11 protein-coding genes and 3 pseudogenes are annotated in these 22,337 nt (G+C 70.7%); 11 read left to right on the top strand and 3 right to left on the bottom strand.

Features of this window, described 5'->3' with window-relative positions; translation table 11 throughout:
* The first annotated feature begins 556 nt into the window (after nt 1-556).
* The 3 genes from M8I34_RS08930 to M8I34_RS08920 are packed head-to-tail and all read left to right on the top strand — an operon-like array spanning nt 557 to nt 14,510.
* Nucleotides 557-11,890 (top strand): amino acid adenylation domain-containing protein, encoded by an 11,334-nt coding sequence (locus M8I34_RS08930; protein ID WP_250048702.1) that lies wholly within the window; start codon nt 557-559, stop codon nt 11,888-11,890.
* Nucleotides 11,887-13,743: a class I adenylate-forming enzyme family protein gene (locus M8I34_RS08925; RefSeq protein ID WP_250048701.1), complete on the top strand. Its 1,857-nt coding sequence runs from the start codon at nt 11,887-11,889 to the stop codon at nt 13,741-13,743. Before M8I34_RS08930 ends, M8I34_RS08925 begins: the two co-directional genes overlap by 4 nt.
* A complete protein-coding gene (locus M8I34_RS08920) occupies nt 13,740-14,510 on the top strand; it encodes a hypothetical protein (RefSeq protein ID WP_250048700.1) in 771 nt (256 codons plus the stop codon). The genes M8I34_RS08925 and M8I34_RS08920 overlap by 4 nt, the downstream gene beginning before the upstream one ends.
* A 218-nt stretch (nt 14,511-14,728) precedes the next feature.
* Here M8I34_RS08920 and M8I34_RS08915 read toward each other — a convergent pair whose 3' ends face one another.
* Nucleotides 14,729-15,658, bottom strand: coding sequence for a LysR family transcriptional regulator (locus tag M8I34_RS08915; protein WP_250048699.1), 930 nt, complete (start codon nt 15,656-15,658; stop codon nt 14,729-14,731).
* Nucleotides 15,659-15,745: 87 nt separating this feature from the next.
* Here M8I34_RS08915 and M8I34_RS08910 point away from each other — a divergent pair, with 87 nt between their 5' ends.
* From M8I34_RS08910 to trxA, 4 genes are all read left to right on the top strand, one after another.
* Nucleotides 15,746-17,113 carry an aspartate aminotransferase family protein gene (locus M8I34_RS08910; protein ID WP_250048698.1) on the top strand — a complete coding sequence of 456 codons (1,368 nt, stop codon included), beginning with the start codon at nt 15,746-15,748 and terminating at the stop codon, nt 17,111-17,113.
* 7 nt (nt 17,114-17,120) lie between these two features.
* Nucleotides 17,121-17,966, top strand: a complete 846-nt coding sequence (locus tag M8I34_RS08905) for an NAD(P)H-binding protein (RefSeq protein ID WP_250048697.1) — start codon at nt 17,121-17,123, stop codon at nt 17,964-17,966.
* A 130-nt stretch (nt 17,967-18,096) separates the two neighbouring features.
* On the top strand, nt 18,097-18,483 hold the full coding sequence (locus M8I34_RS08900; protein WP_250048696.1) for a MerR family transcriptional regulator: 387 nt from the start codon (nt 18,097-18,099) through the stop codon (nt 18,481-18,483).
* 48 nt (nt 18,484-18,531) lie between these two features.
* Nucleotides 18,532-18,888 carry a thioredoxin gene (trxA, locus tag M8I34_RS08895; protein ID WP_250048695.1) on the top strand — a complete coding sequence of 119 codons (357 nt, stop codon included), beginning with the start codon at nt 18,532-18,534 and terminating at the stop codon, nt 18,886-18,888.
* Nucleotides 18,889-19,044: 156 nt separating this feature from the next.
* Here trxA and M8I34_RS08890 read toward each other — a convergent pair whose 3' ends face one another.
* Together M8I34_RS08890 and M8I34_RS08885 are read right to left on the bottom strand one after the other, a co-directional pair.
* A complete protein-coding gene (locus tag M8I34_RS08890) occupies nt 19,045-19,395 on the bottom strand; it encodes a PRC-barrel domain containing protein (protein WP_250048694.1) in 351 nt (116 codons plus the stop codon).
* Between the two features lie 330 nt (nt 19,396-19,725).
* Nucleotides 19,726-19,911: pseudogene (locus tag M8I34_RS08885) on the bottom strand (hydrophobic protein).
* Nucleotides 19,912-19,950: 39 nt separating this feature from the next.
* Between M8I34_RS08885 and M8I34_RS08880 the strand changes: the two are divergent.
* The 4 genes and pseudogenes from M8I34_RS08880 to M8I34_RS08870 form a co-directional block, all read left to right on the top strand.
* Nucleotides 19,951-20,061: pseudogene (locus M8I34_RS08880) on the top strand (IS5/IS1182 family transposase); the annotation flags it as partial.
* A 3-nt stretch (nt 20,062-20,064) separates the two neighbouring features.
* Nucleotides 20,065-20,286 (top strand): annotated as a pseudogene (locus M8I34_RS41235) (transposase); the annotation flags it as partial.
* A gap of 135 nt (nt 20,287-20,421) precedes the next feature.
* Entirely contained in the window at nt 20,422-20,748 is a 327-nt protein-coding gene (locus M8I34_RS08875; RefSeq protein WP_250048693.1) for a hypothetical protein, read from the top strand.
* Between the two features lie 299 nt (nt 20,749-21,047).
* Complete coding sequence (locus M8I34_RS08870; protein WP_250048692.1) at nt 21,048-22,337, top strand: ankyrin repeat domain-containing protein; 1,290 nt, start codon at nt 21,048-21,050, stop codon at nt 22,335-22,337.

The following is a 22,337-nucleotide window of genomic DNA, read 5'->3' as shown; positions in this document are numbered from 1 at the left end:
TCCTTCCTTCTTTACAGAGGCGGAGGCCGACCGGGAAGGTCTGAAAGGGCAGCCTCAAGTGCACGATGGCACGTGGGATTGCACGGATTCCACGGCAAGAGCGCCGCGCCTACCTGGTTATCGTGGCGCAGCCCGGCCCCAGCAAGGTCAATCTCGGTGACACGTTCTGTACGGGCTTCCCCGCCGCGTGCGCTCTTTCCACGGCTGCTACTCCGTGGGCGAGGCGGCTGACAATCGCCCGGGGGTGCACGGGCCCGGGGCCGCTCCGCGCCGGAAAGCGTGAACCAGCCACCCGAGAAGCCCATTCGGCCAGTGGTCCGCGGCCCGTCCCGGCGGGATCATCCGGACAACCGTGTGGCGCAAACCGAGTGCATCGCTCCCCCACCAGCAGGTCGGAGCGGTTTCAAGTAAACGTGAGATAGGGCATATTGCTGCGACTTTACTCTCCCATTGCCTGCTGTGTTTCGATGGGGCCGTCCACTTTTGATCAACCCGCCCACATCCGACGGCAGTCGCCGGCGTCACGCCGGCAAGACCGATGGGGATGCTCATACTCATGCCCGAAAACTGCCCTGAACTACCCCTTTCCGAGGCTCAACTCGGGGTCTGGCTGGCGGAGCGTGCCGGGCACAGCCGTCCCGGTGCCTATCAATGGGCTGAATACCTCGTCCTGGACGGCGATGTCGACGCCGGCCTCCTGGCCGCGGCAGTCACCGGAGCGGCTGCCGACTGCGAGGCGGTCAACGTCCGCATCGTCGAAACGGCGGGGTCTTCTCCGGTGCAACGACTGCTCCGGGACCCGGAACACACCGTCGAAGTGGTCGACTTGCGGGGCGCGTCCGACCCGGATACCGCCGCACTGACGTGGATGCGAGCCGCCATGGCCGAGGCCGGGGGCAGTGACGCCGGGCCGTTGTTCCTGGCGGCCGTCCTGCGTGTCACCGACGACCGCTCGCTGGTGTTCCACCGGGTTCACCACATCGCTCTGGACGGGGCGGGTATGGCCCTGTTCGCCGAACGCGTCGCCGAGATCTACAGCTGTCTGTACGACGGGCGCGCCGTTCCGGAGAGCGACTGGACCGGACTCCGTCCCTTGGTGCACGCCGAGGCCGCCTACCGGGACGCCGGCGAACGCACCGCGGACCGGGACTGGTGGCTGAAGCGACTGGCCGGGCGGCCGGACTTCCTGAGCCTCGGCACCCATGCGGCCGCGGCCATGGACCGGTCGTTGCGGCTGACGAGAGTGCTGTCGACGGAGGACTTCGCCCGTTTACGGGACGGTGCGCAACGGCTCGGGCACCGCTGGACCCGGCTGCTCACCGCGGCTTCCGCGGTCTACCTGCATGCGGTGACCGGTAGCCGCGAGGTCGTACTGAGCCTGCCGGTCGCCGGTCGTCCGGCCGGACTCGCCCGGACCGTGCCCGCGATGTCGGCCAACGTCCTCCCCCTGCGGTTGCACGTCGATCCGGCGGCCCCCGTCGGTGCTCTGCTCGACCAAGTCGCCGACGAACTGCGGCTGGTGCGCCGTCACCAGTGGTACCGGGGTGAGCACCTGCGGCGTGAGCTGGGCTACCCCGAGGACGGCCGGAAGTTCTTCGGTCCGGTGCTCAACATCCAGCGTTTTGACCGGCCGTTGCGGTTCGGTCCGTCGACCGCGAGCGTCCACAACCTCCAAGCGCCGCCGTCGGAGGACCTCTCGATCGTCGCCTATGACCGTGGCGACGGGGTGCTGCGCCTCGACTTCGACGCCAATCCCGCCAACCACAGTGCGGAGTTGCTGCATGACGTCGCCGACCGTTTCCTGCACGTGTTGTGGCAGGTGGCGGAGGCCGACCGGGAGACACCACCGGCGCGGATCGCGGCGTCCACCGCGAGGGAGCGCCGGCACAGCGCCGCTCTGGGCACCGGTGACCGCACGTCGGCCGCGCCGTGCGGCACGGTCGTCGGCCGGTTCGCCGAGCAGGCGTCCCGCACGCCCGATGCTGTCGCGGTCCGCTCGGCCGAGACCGGGGAGCGGCTGACCTACCGCGAGCTGGACGCGCGGAGTTCGGCGCTGGCCGCCGCGATCGCCGCGGCCGGGGCGGGCCCGGAGCGGACCGTCGCGCTGCTGCTCGAACGATCGGTGGACTTGGTCGTCGCGGCGCTCGCGGTGGTGAAGGCGGGCGCGGCCTATGTTCCCCTGCAACGGGACGACGCGGTCTCCCGGCAGGAAGCGGTGCTGTCCGATGCGGGAGCGCGGGTGCTGCTCACCGACCGGGACACCGCAGAGGATCGCATCGTCGCGCTGGTACGTGACCGTGGGGTGCGGCAATTGGACGTACGGGAGGGGGGAACCGCGGCGGGGAACCCGCGGGCGACGGAGCCCTGGGCGACGCCGGATGCGCTGGCGTGCGTGATGTTCACCTCCGGGTCCACGGGGCGTCCCAAGGGGGTCGCGATCACCCAGGGCAACCTGGCCGGGCTCGCCGCCGACCGGTGGTGGTCCGAGGGCGGCGCGGACCGGGTGCTGCTGCACTCGCCGCACGCCTTCGACGCGTTCAACCTGGAACTATGGGTGCCGTTGCTGACCGGTGGCGAGGTGGTCGTCGCCCCGCCGGGGAGGCTGGACCCGGCCGGACTGTCCCGGATCACGGCCGCCACCGGGATCACCGGACTGTGGCTGACCGCCGGGCTCTTCCACGCGTTCGCCACCGAGGACCCCGCCTGTCTGGCCGGGCTGCGCCAGGTCTGGACGGGCGGTGACGTGGTGTCCCCGGCGGCGGTGCGCGCCGTGCGGTCCGCGCTGCCGGAACTCACCGTCGTCAACGGTTACGGGCCCACCGAGACCACGGTGTTCGGGACCAGGTTCGCCGTCGAGGAGATGCCGCAGGACGCCGGCTCGGTTCCCATCGGTACGCCGCTGGACGGCAAGCGGGTGCTGCTGCTCGACGACGCGCTGCGACCGGTACCACCCGGCGTGGTGGGCGAGGTGTACCTCGGGGGTGTGGGAGTCGCGCGCGGCTACTTCGGCCGGGCGGCGGCGACCGCCGAGCGTTTTGTGCCCGACCCTTCCGGCCCGCCCGGCGCCCGCGTCTACCGCACGGGCGACCTGGCCCGCTGGAACCGCGACGGCCGGCTGGAGTTCGTCGGACGCGCCGACGGGCAGATCAAGCTCCGCGGCCACCGGATCGAACTGGGGGAGATCGACGCCGCGCTGCTGGCCGAGCCCGGCGTGCGGCAGGCCGCGACGATCCTGCGCGAGGACCGGCCGGGAGTGCGGCGGCTGGTCTCCTACGTGGCCGCGTCGGGTGACACGACGCGGCTGCTCGATGGCGTGGCGGACCGGCTGCCCCCGTACATGGTGCCGTCGGCCGTGGTGGCGGTGGACCGGCTGCCGTTGACCCGCAACGGCAAGCTCGACCGGCTCGCGCTGCCCGCTCCGGAGGACGGGAGCACGGACGTGGACAGGGCTCCTCGCACCGCCGTCGAGCACCGGCTGGCCGAGCTGTTCGGCGAGGTCCTCGGCCTGGAAAGCGTGCCGCTCGACAAGGATTTCTTCCAGCTCGGCGGCGACAGCATCAAGGCGATCCAGCTCGCCGGTGCGGCGCAGCGGGCCGGTCTGGCCGTCAGCACCCCGGACGTGTTCCGCACACCCACCGTCTCCGCCCTCGCCGAAAGCATGGGAGCGGCGCCGGAACCGGGGCACCGGATCGCGCTGGGGGACGCGGACGATCCCACGGTCCCGCTCACGCCGGTCATGCACTGGCTGCGCGAACGCGGGGGGCCGATCGACGGCTTCGTCCAGTCCCTGACCGTGCGTACTCCGGCGGGTATGACCGAAGCGCAGGTGCGTGCGGTGGTGCAGGCGCTGGTCGATCACCACGCCATGCTGCGGTTCGCGCTGAGAGCGGTGGACGGGCTGTGGGCTCTGCAAGTGCTGCCGCACGCCACCGTCGAGCTCAACCGGCCGGGTACCACGCTCGATCCCGAGCACGGGCGGGTGATCCACGCGGCCTGGCGCGATCCCGGGCCGGCCGAGCCGGGCGAGCTGACCCTCACGGTGCACCATCTCGGCGTCGACGGTGTCTCCTGGCGCATCCTCCGGGAAGACCTGCGCACCGCATGGGAGGCCGTCCGGCACGGGCGCACACCGCAGCTGCAACCGACGGGGACCTCCTTCCCTCAGTGGGCGAAGGCACTGGTCCAGTACGCGCACCACCCGTCCGTGCTCGGGGATTTCTCCCGGTGGAATGCGGTACCCGAGGATCCGCCCGTCGCCGGCCGTGCGCTGGACGGCGGGGTGGACACCGAGGACACCCGGCACCGGCACTCCGCCACCCTGTCCGGCGCGCTCACCGCCCGTCTGGTGACCGACGCGACCGCGGCCTTCGACTGCTCGGTGCACGAACTGCTGCTGACCGCGTTCGCGCTGGCCGCCGCCGACTGGCGGGAGGGACCGGACGCGCTGCTGGTGGACCTCGAAGGCCACGGGCGCGAGGAGTTCGCCGCCAACCTGGACCTGTCCCGTACGGTCGGCTGGTTCACCACCCTGTGCCCCGTGGTGCTCGATCCCGGCTGCTCCTGGGCGGACGCCCGCACCGATCCGGCCGCACTGGACGGCGCAGTGGCCCGGGTGCGGTCCTGCGTACGGGACGCCGCGCGCGCCGGTCTGACCTACGGTCTGCTGCGCCACCTCAACCCGCAGACCGGTCCGGCGCTGGCCGCCCGGCCGTCGCCGCAGTTCGCGTTCAACTACCTGGGCCGGTTCGACGTCGGCGGTGACGGCGACTGGGCGGTGCCGGCCGACTCCTCGGTGCTCGACCCGACCACCGGCGGCAAGCTGGCGATGGGCCACACCGTGGAACTCGACGCGGTGATCACCGATCATCCGGACGGCCCCCGGCTCGTGGCCCACTGGTCCTGGCCGGGTGAACTGCTCACCGAAGAGCGGGTCTCCGGGCTCGCGCGCCGGTGGTCCGACGTGCTCGAGGCCCTGGCGCGGCGGGCCCACGTCCGGGCCACGGGTGAGCTGCCGCTGCCGCCGCTGGCGCAGGGGCTGCTGTTCCACTCGCTCTACGACCACGACGGCACCGACCCGTACCTCGTCCAGTTCGTCTTCGAACTCGGCGGAGCCCTGGACCCGGCCGCGCTGCGCGACGCGCTCCACCGCCTGCTGCTGCGCCATCCCCAGCTCTCCGCGGGCGTGCGGCACGGTCCGTCGGGGCGTCCCGTCCAGGTGGTCGTCCCGGATTTCACCGTGGAATGGCAGGAGATACCCGCAGATGAGGATCTGGAGCGTTTCCTCGATGCCGACCGCGGGCGGCGGTTCGACCTCGCCACTCCCCCGCTGGTCCGCGCGGCGCTGTCGCACCATGCCGACGAGCGGCACACGTTCGTTCTGACCACGCACCACCTCCTGCTGGACGGCTGGTCCATGCCGATCCTGATCAAGGAGTTGTTCTCGCTCTACGCCGGCCACGCGCTGCCGCCCGCGACGCCGTACCGCGACTTCCTCGACTGGCTGTCCGCACGGGACTCCCGCGCGGACGAGGCCGCCTGGCGCGCGCTGCTGTCGTCCGTGGACGGTCCGACGCTGGTCGGCGGAGCGGGACGGCGTGGTGCGGCCGCGGCCCGGCACCGGTCGACGGCCGAGCTGGAACCCGCCACGAGCGCGCGGATCGACGCCGTGGCGCGGCAGTACGGGCTGACCAGCAATGTCGTCGTCCAGCTGGCATGGGCGGTCCTGCTCGGTACCCTGACCGGCCGCGACGACGTGGTGTTCGGCGCGACGGTGTCCGGCAGGCCGGCGGAGCTGCCCGGTGCGGAGCACATCGTCGGCCTGCTGATCAACACCATCCCCGTGCGGGTCCGCCTCGATCCTCGCCGGTCGGTCGCCGAATCCCTCGCGGACCTGCGCGCCCAGCACCTGTCCCTGTGGGACCACCAGCACGCCGACCTGACGCAGTTGCAGTCGATCGCCGGGCATGCCGAACTCTTCGACACCGTCGTGGTCTTCGAGAACTATCCAATCGACGAGGACGCACTGCGCGATCTCGTGCCCGGCCTGGAACTCCGGGACGTCCAGGGACGGGACGGCACGCACTACCCGCTGACGCTGATCGCCATGCCGGGCGACGGCCGTCTGCGACTCCGACTCGACCACAGCGGCGACCTGTTCGACGAGGAAGAAGCCCGCCGGCTCCTCGACCGCCTCGGCGCGCTGCTCGACCGGATCACCGCGCGTCCGGAGGCGCGGTTGGGGCAGCTCGATCTGCTGCTGCCGGACGAACGGGAGAGGCCGGCGGCCACCGGAGACGAGCCCGCCCCGGCCGCCCTGCCCGCGCTGTTCGAGGAGCAGGTGCGCCGGCGGCCGTCGGCCCCGGCCCTCACCTGCGGGGACACCACCCTGTCGTACGGGGAGCTCAACGCGCGGGCGAACCGTCTGGCGCGGCTCCTCGTCGCGCGCGGGGCCGGGCCGGAACGCCTGGTGGCCCTGGTACTCGGACGTTCCGCGGACCTCGTGGTCGCGGTGCTGGCCGTGCTGAAGTCGGGTGCCGGCTACCTGCCTCTGGACCCGGCCCACCCGGAGGAGCGGGTGCGGCAGGTGCTGGCCGACGCCGCTCCCGTGCTCGTCGTGACCGACGAGCCGCTCGCGGTGCCGGATCCGCAGATCGTGCTCGACGGCACCGATCCGGCCGCCCGCTACCCGGCGGACGACCTCGGTCTGACCGTGGACCCCGAAAGCGTCGCCTACGCGATCTACACCTCGGGCTCCACCGGAGCGCCCAAGGGTGTCGTGGTGTCGCACCACAATGTCGGGCGGCTGCTCGCGGTGACCGACGGCCGGTTCGGCTTCGGCGACGACGATGTGCACACGTTGTTCCACTCCTACGCCTTCGACGTCTCGGTGTGGGAGCTGTGGACGGCGCTGGGCCGTGGAGGCCGTTTGGTGGTGGTGCCGGACGACGTCGCCAGGTCACCACGGGAACTCCTGGAGCTGCTCGCCCGGGAGCGGGTCACCGCGCTGAGCCAGACCCCCTCGGCGTTCTACCAGCTCATGCGGGCCGAATCGGAGACGGAACCGGGCGGGCTGCCCGCGCTGCGGGTCGTCGTGTTCGCCGGTGAGGCGCTGGAATTCTCCCGCATCCGCTCCTGGCACGGCCCCGGCCGGCCGAAGCTCGTCAACATGTACGGGATCACCGAGACCACCGTGCACTCGACCTACGCCGAGCTGACCGATCCCGACGAAACGGCCGGCGTCATCGGCACCGCGCTGCCCGATCTGCAACTGCACCTGCTGGACCACGCGCTACGGCCGGTCCCGCCGGGCTGCCCGGGCGAGATCCATGTGGCCGGTCCCGGTGTGACGCGCGGGTACCTGGGACGCCCCGGACTCACCGCGAGCCGATTCGTCGCCGACCCCTTCGGCGCGCCCGGTGCCCGGATGTACCGCTCCGGGGACCTCGCACGGCGCCGGTCCGACGGCACGCTGGAGTATCTGGGCCGGACGGATCACCAGGTGAAGGTCCGCGGTTACCGGATCGAGCCCGGGGAGGTCGAGCAGGTCCTGGAACGGCACCCCGCCGTGGAGCGCGCCGTGGTGCTCGCCGACGCGGATGCCGACGGCAGCCGACTGCTCTGCTACGCCGTGACGAAGGAGGATCCGGCACCCGCCGAGCTGCGCGCGTACGCCCGGACGGTCCTGCCGGCCCACATGGTGCCCGCGTTCATCCTGCCGGTCGACGCGATCCCGCTGACCGGCAACGGCAAGCTGGACCGCAGGGCCCTGCCGCGACCGGAGTCCGCACTGCCGGTGAGCCGCCCTCCGGCGACCGGGCGGGAACGGCTCCTGTGCGCACTGTTCGCCGAGACGCTGGGGGTCCCCGAGGTCGGCGCGGAGGACAGCTTCTTCGATCTAGGCGGGCATTCGCTGCTGGCCACCCGCCTGATCAACCGGGTGCGGACGGAGACCGGATGCGAGCTGAGCATCCGCACCCTGTTCGACGCCCCGGTCGTCGCCGAACTGGCGAGGTGCCTGCCGGAGCCGGCCAGGGCCACGCGCGGCGAACTCGCCACGGTCGCACGGCCGGAGCGGATCCCGCTCTCCCCCGCGCAGCGGAGACTGTGGTTCTTCAGCCGGCTGGCCGGCCCCAACTCGGTCTACAACATGTCCTTCGCGACGCGGCTGAGCGGTCCCCTGGCGACGGATCACCTGTACGCGGCGCTCGGCGATGTGCTCGTCCGGCACGAAAGCCTGCGCACCACCGTCGACGAGATCGACGGCGAGCCCTACCAGCACATCGGCACGGCCGAGGAGCTGTCGTTCCAGGTGGTGACCACATCGGAGGCCGAGCTGCCCGGCCTGCTCGCCGACGCGGCCACCCACGTCTTCGACCTCGCCGCCGAACTCCCCGTCCGCGTGCTGCTCTTCGAGACCGCGCCCGAGCGGCACGTGCTGCTGATCCTGCTGCACCACATCGCCGCCGACGGCTGGTCACTGGCTCCGCTGGCCCGCGACCTGTCCACCGCCTACCGCGCACGCATCGCGGGCGAGGCCCCGCGGTGGACGAGCCGGCCCGTGCAGTACGCGGACTACGCCGTCTGGCAGCGCGGGCTCGACCTCCGCCCCGAGCTCTCGTACTGGACGGAGACACTGCGCGGTGCCCCGCAGGTGCTGCCGCTGCCGCTCGACCACGCCAGACCGCCGGTGTCCGCGCACCGCGGGGAGACCGTCGACTTCACCCTGGACGCCGACCTGCACGCACGGCTCAACCAGCTCGCACGGTCCACCGGCACCAGCCTGTTCATGGTGATGCACGCCGCGATCGCGGTGCTGCTGTCGCGCCTCGGCGCCGGTGCGGACATCCCCCTCGGCACCCCGGTGGCCGGGCGCCACGACGAGGCGCTGCACGACACCGTCGGCTGCTTCGTCAACACAGTGGTGCTGCGCACCGACCTCAGCGGCACGCCGACGTTCGCCGAACTGCTGGAGCGCGTCCGGACCACCGACCTCGACGCCTTCGCCCACCAGGAAGCGCCGTTCGAGCAGGTGGTCGAAGCGGTCAACCCGCCGCGCTCGCTCGCCGGCCACCCCCTCTTCCAGGTGATGCTGGCCTTCCAGGACACGCCGCCCGTCGCGTTCGACCTGCCGGGGCTGCGGGCCGAGCCGGTCGCCGCGCACGGCGGCGCCTCCCGCCTGGACCTGCTGTGGAGCCTGCGCCAGCACCACGGGGACGACGGTGCGGAAGCCGGCGTCGAAGGCCAACTGGAGTACGACACCGAACTGTTCACCCCGGCCTCAGCGCGTCTGCTGCTCACGCGGCTGGAAGGTCTGCTGGGGGCGATCGTGGCGGAGCCGCATCGCCGGATCGCCGACCTCCCGATCCTCGTCGCCGGCGAGCGGGAGCGGATGACCGGGCGCTGGAACTCCACCGCCCACGACGTGCCCGCGACCACCGTGGCCGGGCTGTTCGCGGCACAGGTGCTCCGCGTTCCGGACGCACCGGCCGTACGGCACGGGGACACCGTGCTCACCTACCGGGAGCTGTCCGAGCAGGCGGCCCGCATCGCGGCGGAGCTGCGTGCCCGCGGGGCCGGTCCGGGCCGACTGATCGCGCTGGAGCTGCGGCGTGACCCCGACCTGCCCGCCGCCCTGCTCGCGGTCCAGTCGACCGGCGCCGCCTATCTGCCCATCGACCCCGCGCTGCCGCCACAGCGGATCGCGGCGCTGCTGGCGGACGCCCGCCCCCTGCTGGTGGTGCGCCACGACGACGGGCTCACCGTCACCGCGGGCGCCGGGGAACCCGCGCTCGTACCGGAGAACACGGCGTACGTGACGTACACCTCGGGCTCCACCGGGCGGCCGAAGGGGGTCGTCGTGCCCCACAGCGCGCTGACGAACCTGGTGCTCGCCCTGCGCGAGCGGCTGGCGGTCGGCGCCGAGGACCGCGTACTGGCCGCCGCGCCCGCGAGCTTCGACATGTCCCAGCCCGAGCTGTACCTCCCGCTGGTCACCGGTGCCGCGATGGTGCTCGCCGGCCGAGGCGCGCTACGGGACCCCGACGAGCTGTCCGCCCTGCTCGACCGGCACCAGGTCACCGTGATGCAGGCGACCCCGTCGCTGTGGCAGACCCTCGTGACCCGGCGGCCGGACCGGCTGCGCCACATCCGCGCGGTCATCGGCGGCGAAGCGGTACCCGCGGAGCTGGCCGAAACGCTGGCCGGCCGCACGGCGTCCCTGCTGGCCTGTTACGGACCGACCGAGACCACGGTCTGGTCCACCACCCACCCCGTCGGCCGCGTGGCATCCGCCACGGTGCCCCTCGGGCGCCCCCTGTGGAACACCCGCTGCCATGTGCTCGACGCCAGGTTGCGGCCGGTACCACCGGGCGTGACCGGCGAACTGTACGTGGCCGGCGCGGGCGTGGCCACGGGCTACCTGCACCGGCCCGGACTGACCGCGACCCGGTTCGTCCCGGACCCCTTCGGCCCGGAGGGGAGCCGGATGTACCGCACCGGCGATCTCGCGTCGTGGACCGCCGACGGAGTCCTGCACTTCCACGGCCGGACCGATGACCAGGTGAAGATCCGCGGTCATCGCGTCGAACTCGGGGAGATCGAGGCCGTGCTGGCCCGCCACGAGGGCGTCGACGCGGCCGCGGTGGCCGTCCACGACCGGAAGGCCGACGACCGCCGCCTGGTCGGCTACGTCGTCCCCGCCGACGCCGATCTGCGCGCGGTGGGCGCGCACCTTGCCCGGCACCTGCCGGACTACATGGTGCCCACCCGTCTGCTCGCACTGGACCGGCTCCCCCTCAGCGCCAACGGAAAGCTGCTGCGCGACCAACTGCCCGAACCGGACTGGGCGTCCGCGGGCGACTCGCCGCCTCCGGAGAACCTCCGCGAGCACCTGATGTGCGAACTCTTCGCCGAGGTACTGGATCTGCCCCGGGTCGGGCCCGGCGACCACTTCTTCGAGCTGGGCGGGCACTCGCTCCTGGCGGCCCGGCTGACCGATCGGGTGCGGACCGTGCTCGGGCTGGAGCCGACGATCCGGAACGTCTTCGAGGCGCCCTCCCCCGCCGCGCTGAGCAGACTGCTGGACCGGCCATCGTCGCCGAGCGCACCCGCACACCTCGTGTCGTTCCGGACCACCGGCCCGGCGGCACCGGTGTTCTGCGTCCATCCGCTCAGTGGGATCAGCTGGCTGTACTCGGGACTGTTGCGGCACATCGACCCCGGCCACCCGGTGTACGGCATACAGGCCGAGGGGCCCGGCGGAGTGGCGGATCTGCCCGGCACCGTCGAAGCGATGGCCGAGCGGTATCTGGGCCTGCTGCGTGCGGTCCGCCCCAGCGGCCCCTACCACCTGGTCGGCTGGTCCTTCGGCGGACTCGTGGCGCATGCGATGGCGGTCCGGCTGCACGAACTCGGCGAGCCGGCCGGATCGCTGTTCCTGGTGGACACGGTCGCCGATGCCGAAGCCGGAACGGAACAGCCCATTGACGACCAGCGCATCTTCCGGGTGTTGCTGACGGCCGCGGGGCTCGACGGCGAGCGCTTCGCTTCGGCGGAACTCGACTTCGCCACCGTCTCGGCGCTGCTGCACCAGGAAGGCAGCGTGTTCGCCCGCTTCACCGAGGACGACATCGGCCGCGTCATCGCGGTGTCGCGCCACAACTACAGGCTCGCACGGGCCTACCCGCCACCGCGTTACCCGGGGAACACCACCTACATCGAAGCGACGGCGAGCGCGCCGCGCCGGGTCCCGCACCATGACCTGTGGCGGCCCCACGTCGGCGGCGACCTGACCGTCGGTCACACGACCGCTCCCCACCATCGTGTGCTCCAGCCGCAACACGTGGCCGAAGTCGGAATCCAACTCCGCAACCTGCTGAGGAGACTGCGTTGATCCGCACCGAGGCCGGCGCCCTGGCCGAACTGCCCGCCGGTGCACGGGTGGTGATCAGGCTGCCCAACGGCCGCGCACTGACGGACGTGCTGCTCGCCTGCTTCGACCTGCATCTCGTCGCGGTCCCGCTGCACCCGCGCGCCACCGACCGGGCGGTCGCGGGGATCGCCGAGCGCGTCTCCGCGACGGCTCTGGTGGATGTCCACGGCCTGCACCGCACCGACCTGCCCGACGTCCACGCGGCCCCCGACGACCTCGCCTTCATCATGTTCACCTCGGGCTCCACCGGCCCGCAGAAAGGGGTCATGCTCAGCCGCCGCGCTGTCCTGGGCAACGCGGCCAAGACCGCGGCACTGCACGGATTGGCGCCGGACCGCCCCCACGGGACCTGCCTCCCGCTGTACCACTGCAACGCACTGGTCATGTCCCTGCTCGGCACGCACCTCACCGGCACGCCGCTGACCCAGCAGGCCGCCTTCGACCCGGCCGGCTACTTCGCCGCGCTGGGCGCCGCCGGAGCCAGGACCGCCTCCATCGTGCCCGCCCTGCTGGCGGACCTGCTGGAGGTGGGCCCCGACTGGCCGGACGGCCTGGAGTACCTGATCACCGCGGCCGCCCCGCTGACCAGCGACCTCGCCCGCCGTTTCCACCGCCGCTACGGTCCGCGCCTGCGGCAGGGCTACGGCCTGACCGAGGCGGTCAACTTCAGTTTCACCATGCCCCGGCTCGACGACGCCGAGTTCCGCGACCAGTACCTGGAACACGTACCCCCGGTCGGGGCACCGCTGCCGGACACCGAACTGCGGCTGGAATCCGGTGAGGTGTGGATCAGAACGCCGGACCTGATGACCGGCTACTGGCAGGACGGCCGTACGACCGCCGCCACGGTCACCGACGACGGCTGGCTGCGCACCGGAGACCTGGGCGAACTGCGCGACGGCCTGCTCGTCCTGCGCGGCCGCGCCGGTGAGCGCATCAACCGGGGCGGGGAGAAGCACTACCCGCTCGACATCGAACACGGCTGGCGCCGAGCGGGCCTGTCCGGCCGGTTCGCGGCGGTCGCGGTGGACGAACCCGCACTCGGCCAGGACATCGGGCTGGTCGCCACGGAGCAGCCGGTCTCCGCCGTACGCGCACTGTACGAGCGGGCGCCGCTGCGCCCGGCGGCCCTCCAGTTCGGCGGCCTCCTGGCGACGTCCACCGGCAAGCCCCGGCGCAAGGACATGAGCCGGGTACTCGCCGCGCGCCGGATGGCCCCCGCACGCTACGAACGGCTGCTGCGCTACGCCGCGGCCACCGCTCACGACCTGCTGCGCTCAGGAGCCGAGCACCCCGGCCTGCGCGCGCTGGCCGCGCAGGCGGAGGACCGCCCGCACGCCCACGAGGAGGCCGTCTTCGCCGCCTTCGACTTCCTGCGCGAGCACTGGCACCACGAGGACGACGCGGAACTGTCCCGGGCCAAGGCCCACTGGCGCACGAGGCTGCTCACCGAGTGGCCTCTGGCAGTGCACGGCGAGCTCGCCGCGGAAGTATCGGCCCGCCACGGCTTCGAGGGGCCGCCGGTGCCGTTCGGCACCGAAGCCCGCTTCGGCGGCGGCACCCTGCTCGTGCTCCCGCACGGGCCCCCGGCCGACGGCCCGGTGTGGCCGCTGGGCCCGCTGCTGTCCTTCCTCGACAGTTCCACCGGGGGTGGCGGGACGGATCGCTGGGCGTGGCTGGCCCGGCTGCGCGCCCGCGGATTCCCGGCCACGGGCTGCTCGGTACTGCGCGCCGGGCGACACGACCTGGGCGGCGTGCTGTGGGCACGACAGCCGGATTCCGGACCGAACGAGCACGCTGGAGCGACTGGATGACACACGGCACCGAAACGACCGGGCGGATGAAGCAGTCCCCCGACCACGAGGACGAGATCCTCGACGTCCGGCGGCATCAGGACCCCGGCCGGAACCGGCTGACTCCGGTGGTGCAACTGCCACCGGACGTCGCCCTGAGCGTGGTCGACGCCCTCGCCGGTCTGGTCCGGGCGGCACACCGCACGGAACAGGCCCACCCCACCCCCGCCGATGTGCTCACCCAGGCGCAGGAGTTCGAGGAGGGCGACGTCTTCATGCTGGAGCCCCCCTTCGAGGGCTTCTTCGCCGACCGTTACCTGATGGACTTCTACGACACCGCCGAACGCGACATCTGCTCGCGCATGCACCTGCACACCGGGCTACGGTTCGTGCGGATGATGACCGGTCCGGAGACCACGATCCGGGTCTCCAGCCTGTCCCCGATCACCGTGCGCCCCGCGACGACGGGCTGGACCGGTCCGCTGCGAGCTTTCACCGACGCGTTGCCCGGTACGCCCACCGGGGTGCGCCGGGAGCGGCACAACGTGATCGTGCCGCCGAACGCCTGGGTGGACATGCAGATCCCGCGCGGGGTGTCACACCAGTTCAACGCGGTGGGACCGAACGCGGTGATCGACTCGGTGCACCCGGAGGAATCCCTCGAGACGCTGCGCGAGGGAATGTCGGGATACCGGATGATGGCGCAGACCATCTTCCTCGCCAAGGACAAGAGCCCGGCCACGACCTGCGCCGACATCACCGATCCGGACCACAGCACCCGCCGCTGACCACGGCATCTGGCCGGGTACCTGCTCCGAGTCGGCACGCACCGCCGGCCACGGGCTCCGGACCACCGGCCCGAGGTGCGCAGGGTGCGAGAGCTGTGGCCGGTCGGCGATGCCCGGCGGGGGCGTCGCGCAGTGGACGCTGCCGGCGAGAACGTCACCGCGATCGGCACCTCATCGAAACGGGTACGCCACCGTGCCCGTCGTCGTGCCAGGGAACATCAGGATTCGGACTCGGTCCGCCGCTCACGCCCCAGCAGCGGCAGGCCCGGAGGATGCCGCAGCGCGTCCAACACGACGCGGACCGCCGCGCGAGGTGGTGAGCCGCGGCGGATCGCCGCCGTGATCGTGCGCGTCACGGGGGCCGCGAGCTCCCGGGTGGCGACGCGATAGCGGTGGTCGACCGCCAGGGCGGGCAGCAGCGCGATCGACAGCCCGGCCTCGACGTGCTGAAGGGTCATCATGTAGTTGCTGAACCGGCACACCACCCGCGGCTCGAACCCCGCATGACGGCACAGTCGCAGCGCGAGGTTCGCCATGTAGGACTGTGGGATGTCGAAGGCCCACGGCTCGTCCGCGTAGGCCGCCAGGTCCACCGCGCCGCGTCCTGCCGCGGGGTGCTCGGCCGGGACCACCAGCACGATCGAGTCGGTGGCCAGCGGTACGAGGTCGAGGTCCGGCCCCAACGGCAGTTCGTCGAAGTCCGTGGTGGTGATGATGATGTCCACGTCACCGACCCGCAGTGCGGGCATGCTCGCGTGCGGCTCCAGCTCCAGCAGCTCGACGTCCAGGTGCGGATGCTCGCGCGCCAGCCGGGTCACCGCCGGAACAGCCATGGTGTGGATCGCGCTCTGGAACGCCCCCAGTCGCACCAGCCCGGCCGGTTCCTGGCCGAACCCACGCAGCTCCGTCTCGACGGTGTCCATGTGATCGAGAATCGCCCGCGCCCGCCGCGCGAGGATCAGCCCGGCCGAGGTCAGCCGCACCCGGCGCCCCGTCCGTTCAAGGAGCTGTGTGCGCGTCTCGGCCTCGAGCACGGCGAGCTGCTGAGACACGCTCGACGGGCTCAGGTTGGCAGCCTGGGCAACTGCCCGGACGGTGCCCAGCGTGTCCAACTGACTCAGCAGCCGCAGCCTCCAGGGGTTCATCATGTCGCCATTGTTGTGCGGTTTTTCCGAACAGGACAGCCGGAATGGTGAGATGGACGTGCCACTCGGGGGCGACCTACGGTCGGGGACATGGCTGCTTCGACCACCACCGCACCGTCCACCACAACCTTCTGGGCCGATGCCGAGAGGCATCTCGTACGCTACGGCGGCGAATTCACCCCCGAGATCATCGACCGCGCGGCCGGGAGTTTCCTGTACACCGCGGACGGCCGGAAGATCCTCGACTTCACCTCCGGACAGATGAGCGCGATCCTCGGCCACTCGCACCCGGAGATCGTCGCGACGGTCCAGCGGCAGATCGCAACCCTCGACCACCTCTACAGCGGCATGCTCAGCCGGCCGGTGGTCGACCTCGCCCGGCGGCTGGCCGACACCTTGCCCGCGCCCCTGGAGAAGGCACTGCTGCTGACGACCGGCGCCGAGTCGAACGAAGCCGCAATCCGGATGGCCAAGCTCGTCACCGGCAGGCACGAGATCGTCTCGTTCGCACGGTCCTGGCACGGCATGACGCAGGGCGCCGCGTCCGCCACCTACAGCGCGGGGCGCAAGGGCTACGGCCCGGGTGCGCCCGGCAACTTCGCCATCCCGGTGCCGAACGCGTACCGGCCCGACTTCACCACCGCCGACGGCTCGCTGGACTGGCAGCGCCAGCTGGACTTCGCCTTCGACCTGATCGATGCCCAGTCGACCGGCAGCCTGGCCGCGTGCCTCGTCGAGCCGATACTCAGCTCGGGCGGCATCATCGAGCCACCGGCCGGGTATTTCGCGGCCCTGCAAGCCAAGTGCCGGGAACGCGGCATGCTGCTGATCCTCGACGAGGCCCAGACCGGCCTCTGCCGCACCGGGACCTGGTACGCGTTCGAACGCGACGGTGTCGTCCCCGACATCCTCACCCTGTCCAAGACGCTCGGTGCGGGACTGCCCCTCGCGGCCGTGGTCACCAGCGCCGAGATCGAGCAGGAGGCGCACGAGCGAGGGTTCCTGTTCTTCACCACCCATGTCGCCGACCCGCTGGTGGCAGCGGTCGGCAACACCGTCCTGGACGTCCTGATCGACGACAAACTCGACGAGCGCGCGCACTCGCTCGGCGCGTACCTCCGCCACGGTCTCCAGGACCTCGCCGACCGCCACGAGGTCGTCGGTGACATCCGCGGCCGGGGCCTGCTGGCCGGTCTCGAACTCGTCGTCGACCGCGAGACGAAACAGAGCTCGGACGAACTGGGCGCGCGAGTCACCCGGCGCTGCTTCGAACTCGGCCTGCACATGAACATCGTCCAGCTCCCCGGCATGGGCGGAGTCTTCCGAATCGCGCCGCCGCTGACCGCCACCGAGGACGAGCTCTCGCTCGCCTTGACGATTTTGGATACAGCGATCGGCGAGGCCTGCGCCGTCCTCTGGGGCCGGCAGGCGGAATACTCCGAGCAGGGCCGAGGCTGACCTGATCATGAGTGAGATTCTTGTAACGGGCGCGACCGGCAACGTCGGCCGACAAGTTGTGGTTCAGCTCCTGGCCACGGGCACCGCTGCACGTGCATTGGCGCGCGAACCCGCAACAGCCGGGCTACCGGATGGAGTCAAGGTCGCAGGCGGGGACCTGTCCGAGCCGGACACCCTGGAGGGGGCGCTGAAGGGGACCAACACAGTGTTCCTGATCTGGCCATTCCTTACGACCAAGGGCGCGCCCGCCGTGCTGGAGGCGATCGCACGACAAGACCGCCGCATCGTCTACCTCTCCTCGTCAGGTGTGAACGAGAACGCCGAACGGCAGACCGATCCGATCACCCAGCTCCACGCCGACATGGAGCGCCTGATCGAAGAATCCGGGCTGGAGTGGACCATCCTGCGGTCGAACACCATCGCCTCCAACGGGCGCGGGTGGGCCCAGCAGATCCGCACCACGCGCGCCGTTCGCGGCCCCGACATCGCCGCTACGGCGGTGATCCACGAGCGCGATATCGCGGCCGTGGCGGTCCATGCGCTGACCGAGGACGGGCATGTGGGCGCGAAGCACGTCCTGACCGGCCCGCAGGTACTGAGCAGAGCCGAGCAGGTACAGACGATCGGGGAAGCGATCGGCCGCCCGCTGACCTTCGAAAAGGTCCCCGTACAGGTCGCACGCCGGCAGATGCTCGCCGACGGCAAGCCGCCTGCTCTCGTTGAGGCGCTGCTGGCCAGCGCTGAAACGCGGCCCGAGTCGAACTTGATCACCTCCGCGGTGGAAGAGATCACCGGAGTGCCGGCGCGCACATTCCGCTCATGGGCGGAAGAGCATGCGGACGAATTCCGCTAGACGAGTAAGTCCGAAACAACTCGTGACCTCGGCGACCGGTTGGGGACTCCCAGTGACATGCCGACCCCCGGCGCTGGCCTTGACGCCGGTGTCAAGGTCTAGCGTCTCGGGTGAACAGGGAGGAGCTGCCGTGCGGATTGGGGAACTGGCCGAGCTGGCAGGGGTGAGCACGCGGTCGCTGCGTTACTACGAGGCGCAGGGGCTGCTGAGGGCTCGGCGGGCCGCCAACGGCTACCGCGAGTACGGGGACGAGGACCTGCGGATGGTGCGGGAGATCCGCTCGCTGCTGGAGCTCGGCTTCGGGCTGGAGGAGACCCGGCCGTTCGTCGAGTGCCTGCGCGACGGGCACGAGACCGGCGACCGCTGTCCTGACTCGATCGCCGTCTACCAGCACAAGCTCGCCGAGCTGGACGCCTGCATGACCCGCCTCGGCGCGGTGCGCGAGCGCGTCGCCGGGCAACTGGAGCGGGCTGTCGTGGCCCGAGCGGCCGATCCGCGCTGCGCATTCTCCCCTTGAGTTTCCGGATGATCCAGACCTGCCCGCCCGAGAGCAAGGGACGCCCTGATGACCACCAACGCCACCGCCGTCGTCACCGTAACCGACGACACCTTCGACCATCTGGTGCTGCGAAGCGCGCGACCCGTCCTCGTCGAGTTCTGGGCACCCTGGTGCGGTCCGTGCCGACAGCTGGCGCCGGTCCTGGACCAAATCGCCCATGAGGAGGCCGATCGCCTGACCGTCGCCAAGCTCAACACCGACGAGAACCCCGCCACAATGATCGCCTGCAACGTCCTTGCCGCCCCCACCCTTCAGCTCTACCGCGACGGCGAGCTCGTCAAGGAGATGGTCGGCGCGCGGCCGAAGCGGCGGCTGATGCAGGAACTGAAGGACGTCCTGCCACACGTTGGTCAGACGGATTAACCCCAAGCCGGCCAGAGAAGGAGACGGCCTTGCCTGGCCCCTCGTTCGGGGCGGGAGTGTTCGAAGGCGACTCCCGCCGCAACGTACCGGAGCACAGTGGGCAGCATGCCGGATGTGGACGGTCGTGCGCCTTCGGACGGCCCATACCGTCGCCGGTCAGGCGCGGTGCTGATGCCCGTAGTAGATGCCTACCTGCTCGTGGTATCCGGCATCGCCGAGGTGCTTTTCCTTCTCGAACTCCGGCGCATCCTTGATCTCTGCCTTGGTGCGCTCAACGTAGATCTTCTCTTCCGCGTCATCGATGCGGCTCACCGTCCCGGCGGGCAGCAGCACATGCTTACCGAAGATCCACACTCCGGTATCGACGACCAGATACGAAGCGCCAACTTCGTCCGAGTGCTTGTCGACCTTGCCGATGCTTCCATCGGTGGCCTCGACCTTGTACCCCGTCAGGCTCGCGCCCGCGGTGTAACCGGCGGTCGGCTGATAGCCCCAGATGTCGCTCATGAAATCGTCTCCTTCCTTGACTGCGATGAGGGAAACAGTGCTCTCATTCGAGGGCGCCTCCTCGCTGTCCGCGTGCCCCGCCTAGGGAACTTAACCCGGTGTCGTTGAATTTTTCACGCGTCCGACGACCACCAACCACCACGCCAGGCCTCACTAAGACCCGTCTCGAATCCCTGGTGGATCAGCAAACGGCGTCGGGGATTACGAACAGCCCCTAAAGCGCCGGGAAATCTCCTGCACCGGGCCCCTCAGAGCCTACGCAGATATGCACGCACACGGGTGGCCCGACACGTTCGTGCCGGCCCACCCTCAGCATCGAATTGTCGTTGTCTACCAGCGGTACCAGCGACCGCGCTTGCCGCCGGCTCCGGCGGAACGCAGTACGAATCCGAGCAGCCACACAGCAAGAACGACCACCGCCACGATTCACAGGGCCTTGAGCGCAAAACCAGCACAGAAGAGAAGCAGCAGCGAGCACAAAACGAGAATCAGGGGGCGACAATGATCGACCTCCAGAGCACCGCGTGCCCTCGACAACTCCTACTACTCTCGCCCGCCCGCATGAAGAGCTGGAAGATCCTCCGTGCCTGCCACCTGAAGGGCGACGGCGTCCACCACGCCATGGTCGGTATAGCCCGCCTGCACAACCTAGCCCTCGCCGGGTGAGCGCTGGCGTCACACTGCCGGGACGACTTTCTCGACTGCCTGGCCTCGCGCAGGGACAAACTGTTCGAGCTGACGGACGCATTGCTGTGCCGAGACAGGCCGGTGACCACGCTGCTGGCTCCCTCACGCTGACGGCCAAGCATCGGCGCGGGCACGGCGCAATGTACGTCGCGACATACGGCGCACTGCATGAGCGGGAACGTCGATGTGTCCCGACCGCGGCAGGAGAGGGTATGCCGACGAAGCCACGCCCCGCGTGCGCGTCCTTGCCTTCGTCAGCATCGCCGGCAGCCTCATCTGCTACCGCCCGCTCGGCCGGTGAACACCCCAGGCCGGTCGGCGTGCAGGAGGATTGCGTCCATGGACAGATCGAACGAAGCTCAAGCAACCGTCGGCAAACTCTGGGAAGAGCACCTGGCCGCGGCATTTCCCGCGGCATTGCGCGGTACGGAGCCGGCGGGCATCGACATGGTGATGCTCGATGCAGACATCGCCGGATGTGTGTTGACCTGGCAAAACACAGGCGGCTGCCTCAATGCGGATCGTCAACGGATCCTGCGCAGCCGCCTCAGCGGCCTCGATCGGGTTCTGCCGCTACTTGTCGAGACCAACGAGATCCATTACTACCAACGACTCCGCCGCTTGGCTGTCCTCACATCCGAACACGGCCCAGCGCGCACCAATTGATACGACGTCTGGGGGCGAGTGGATCTCCTTACTACGCTCAGGCCCACGTCTCCAACCCCAAGGGCCTCGACATCGACCACAGGCGTGCCGCTCTTACCTGTGATGCCGTGCGGTTCTGGACCAGGGGCGGTGTACCTGACACGCCACGCTGTTGCATTCGATGCGGCCATCGTGGGGCATACCCGCCGCGAGTTGAAAGTCACCGAAGCCCTCGGCCGCACGCCGTAGCCCCCTCCACCGCGCCAATTCGACAGCCATAGACTTCATGACCTGCGCAAAAGCGACGGGGGAACGGATCCATGAATACGGCGGCGGGTACAGGTGCGGGTGCGATCGGTGCAGCGGACTGCGAGCCTGCTCTGCTCTGCGCGGTCCGTGCCGACGACTCCGGCCTGGTGAAGAGGCTTCTTCTGGAGGGCAGCGACGCGGACGTGTGCGACGTCCGCGGGACGTCCGCGTTCTGCTTGGCGGTCGGGATGCGCTCCGGAGCCATCGCCCAACTGCTGCTCATGCACGGCGCGGATCCCGGGTTGTGCGGGCCGGACAGTCTGCTGCCGCTGCACGAGGCGGTCGATTCCGGCTCGTTGGCGCTGGTCGATGCGCTCCTGGACACCAGAGTCCGGGCACGGTACGACGATTCCGAGCTGCGGGAGGTGGGGAACCTCGCGCGTCACTGGCACGAGACGGGCGTCGAATCCGAACTGCGGCGCCGCACGGGTGCCCGGGGTGCTGTCGTGCGTATCCGGGTCCAGGACGATGAGTTCAACAGCGTCGACGAGTACTCCCTCGGCGGGATGACCGTACGAGACGGGCACGCGGGGATCCTCACGCGCCTGGAGGAACTGCTCGGCATCCACCCCTCCTTCGAGGAACTGATGGACCGGGCGCTGAGCCACCCCGACCAGGACCACACCGCATGGGGAAGTTCCACCATCCTGCTGGCCCATCGGCGCAACCGGGAGACCTGGACGGCGGCCGCGTCGCTGCGCACGCATCCGGACCCGTCCCACCGGTTGTTCGGTGCCGAGGTGTTGCGGCTGACCCATCTCTTCGACAACAGCGACGAGGACGCATTCGCCGGCCCGGCCCTGGACATCTTCGCCGACTGGTCGGCCGAGGAGGCGGACCTCGATGTGCTCACCGAGGTGCTGATAGCTGTCGGAGAACATGCCGGCCCCCGAGCAGAGGCGGCCCTCCTGCCGCACGCCGGCCACCACGACGCCCGAGTACGGCGCGCGGTGGCGCGCGGATTCAGCACCTGGCCCTCGCCACCTGCCGTCTCCGACGCCGTTCACAAGGTGCTGCTGGATCTGATGAGTGACCCGGACGCAGGGGTACGGCACGACGCCTGCCTCACGGTTGCCGATGGCAAGGACCACGATCCCGTCCTCACCGACGCCATGGCCGCTCTCCTGGACGACGCGGACCGCCGGGTCCAGGTCGTCGCGGTGTACGGGCTCGCCCTTCACCACGACGAACGGTGCGTCGAAGGGGCACGCCGACTTGGCCCGCCGCAGCCCGCCCACCCGGGTGAGGAGCACTACCTCGGCGCAGCATGGCGCTACGAGTGGCACCGCGACGGCCGATGA

The organism is Streptomyces sp. MCA2, from assembly GCF_023544705.1.
In the GTDB taxonomy this organism is placed as follows: Bacteria; Actinomycetota; Actinomycetes; order Streptomycetales; family Streptomycetaceae; genus Streptomyces; species Streptomyces decoyicus.
This window is presented reverse-complemented; position numbering and strand designations above follow the sequence as displayed.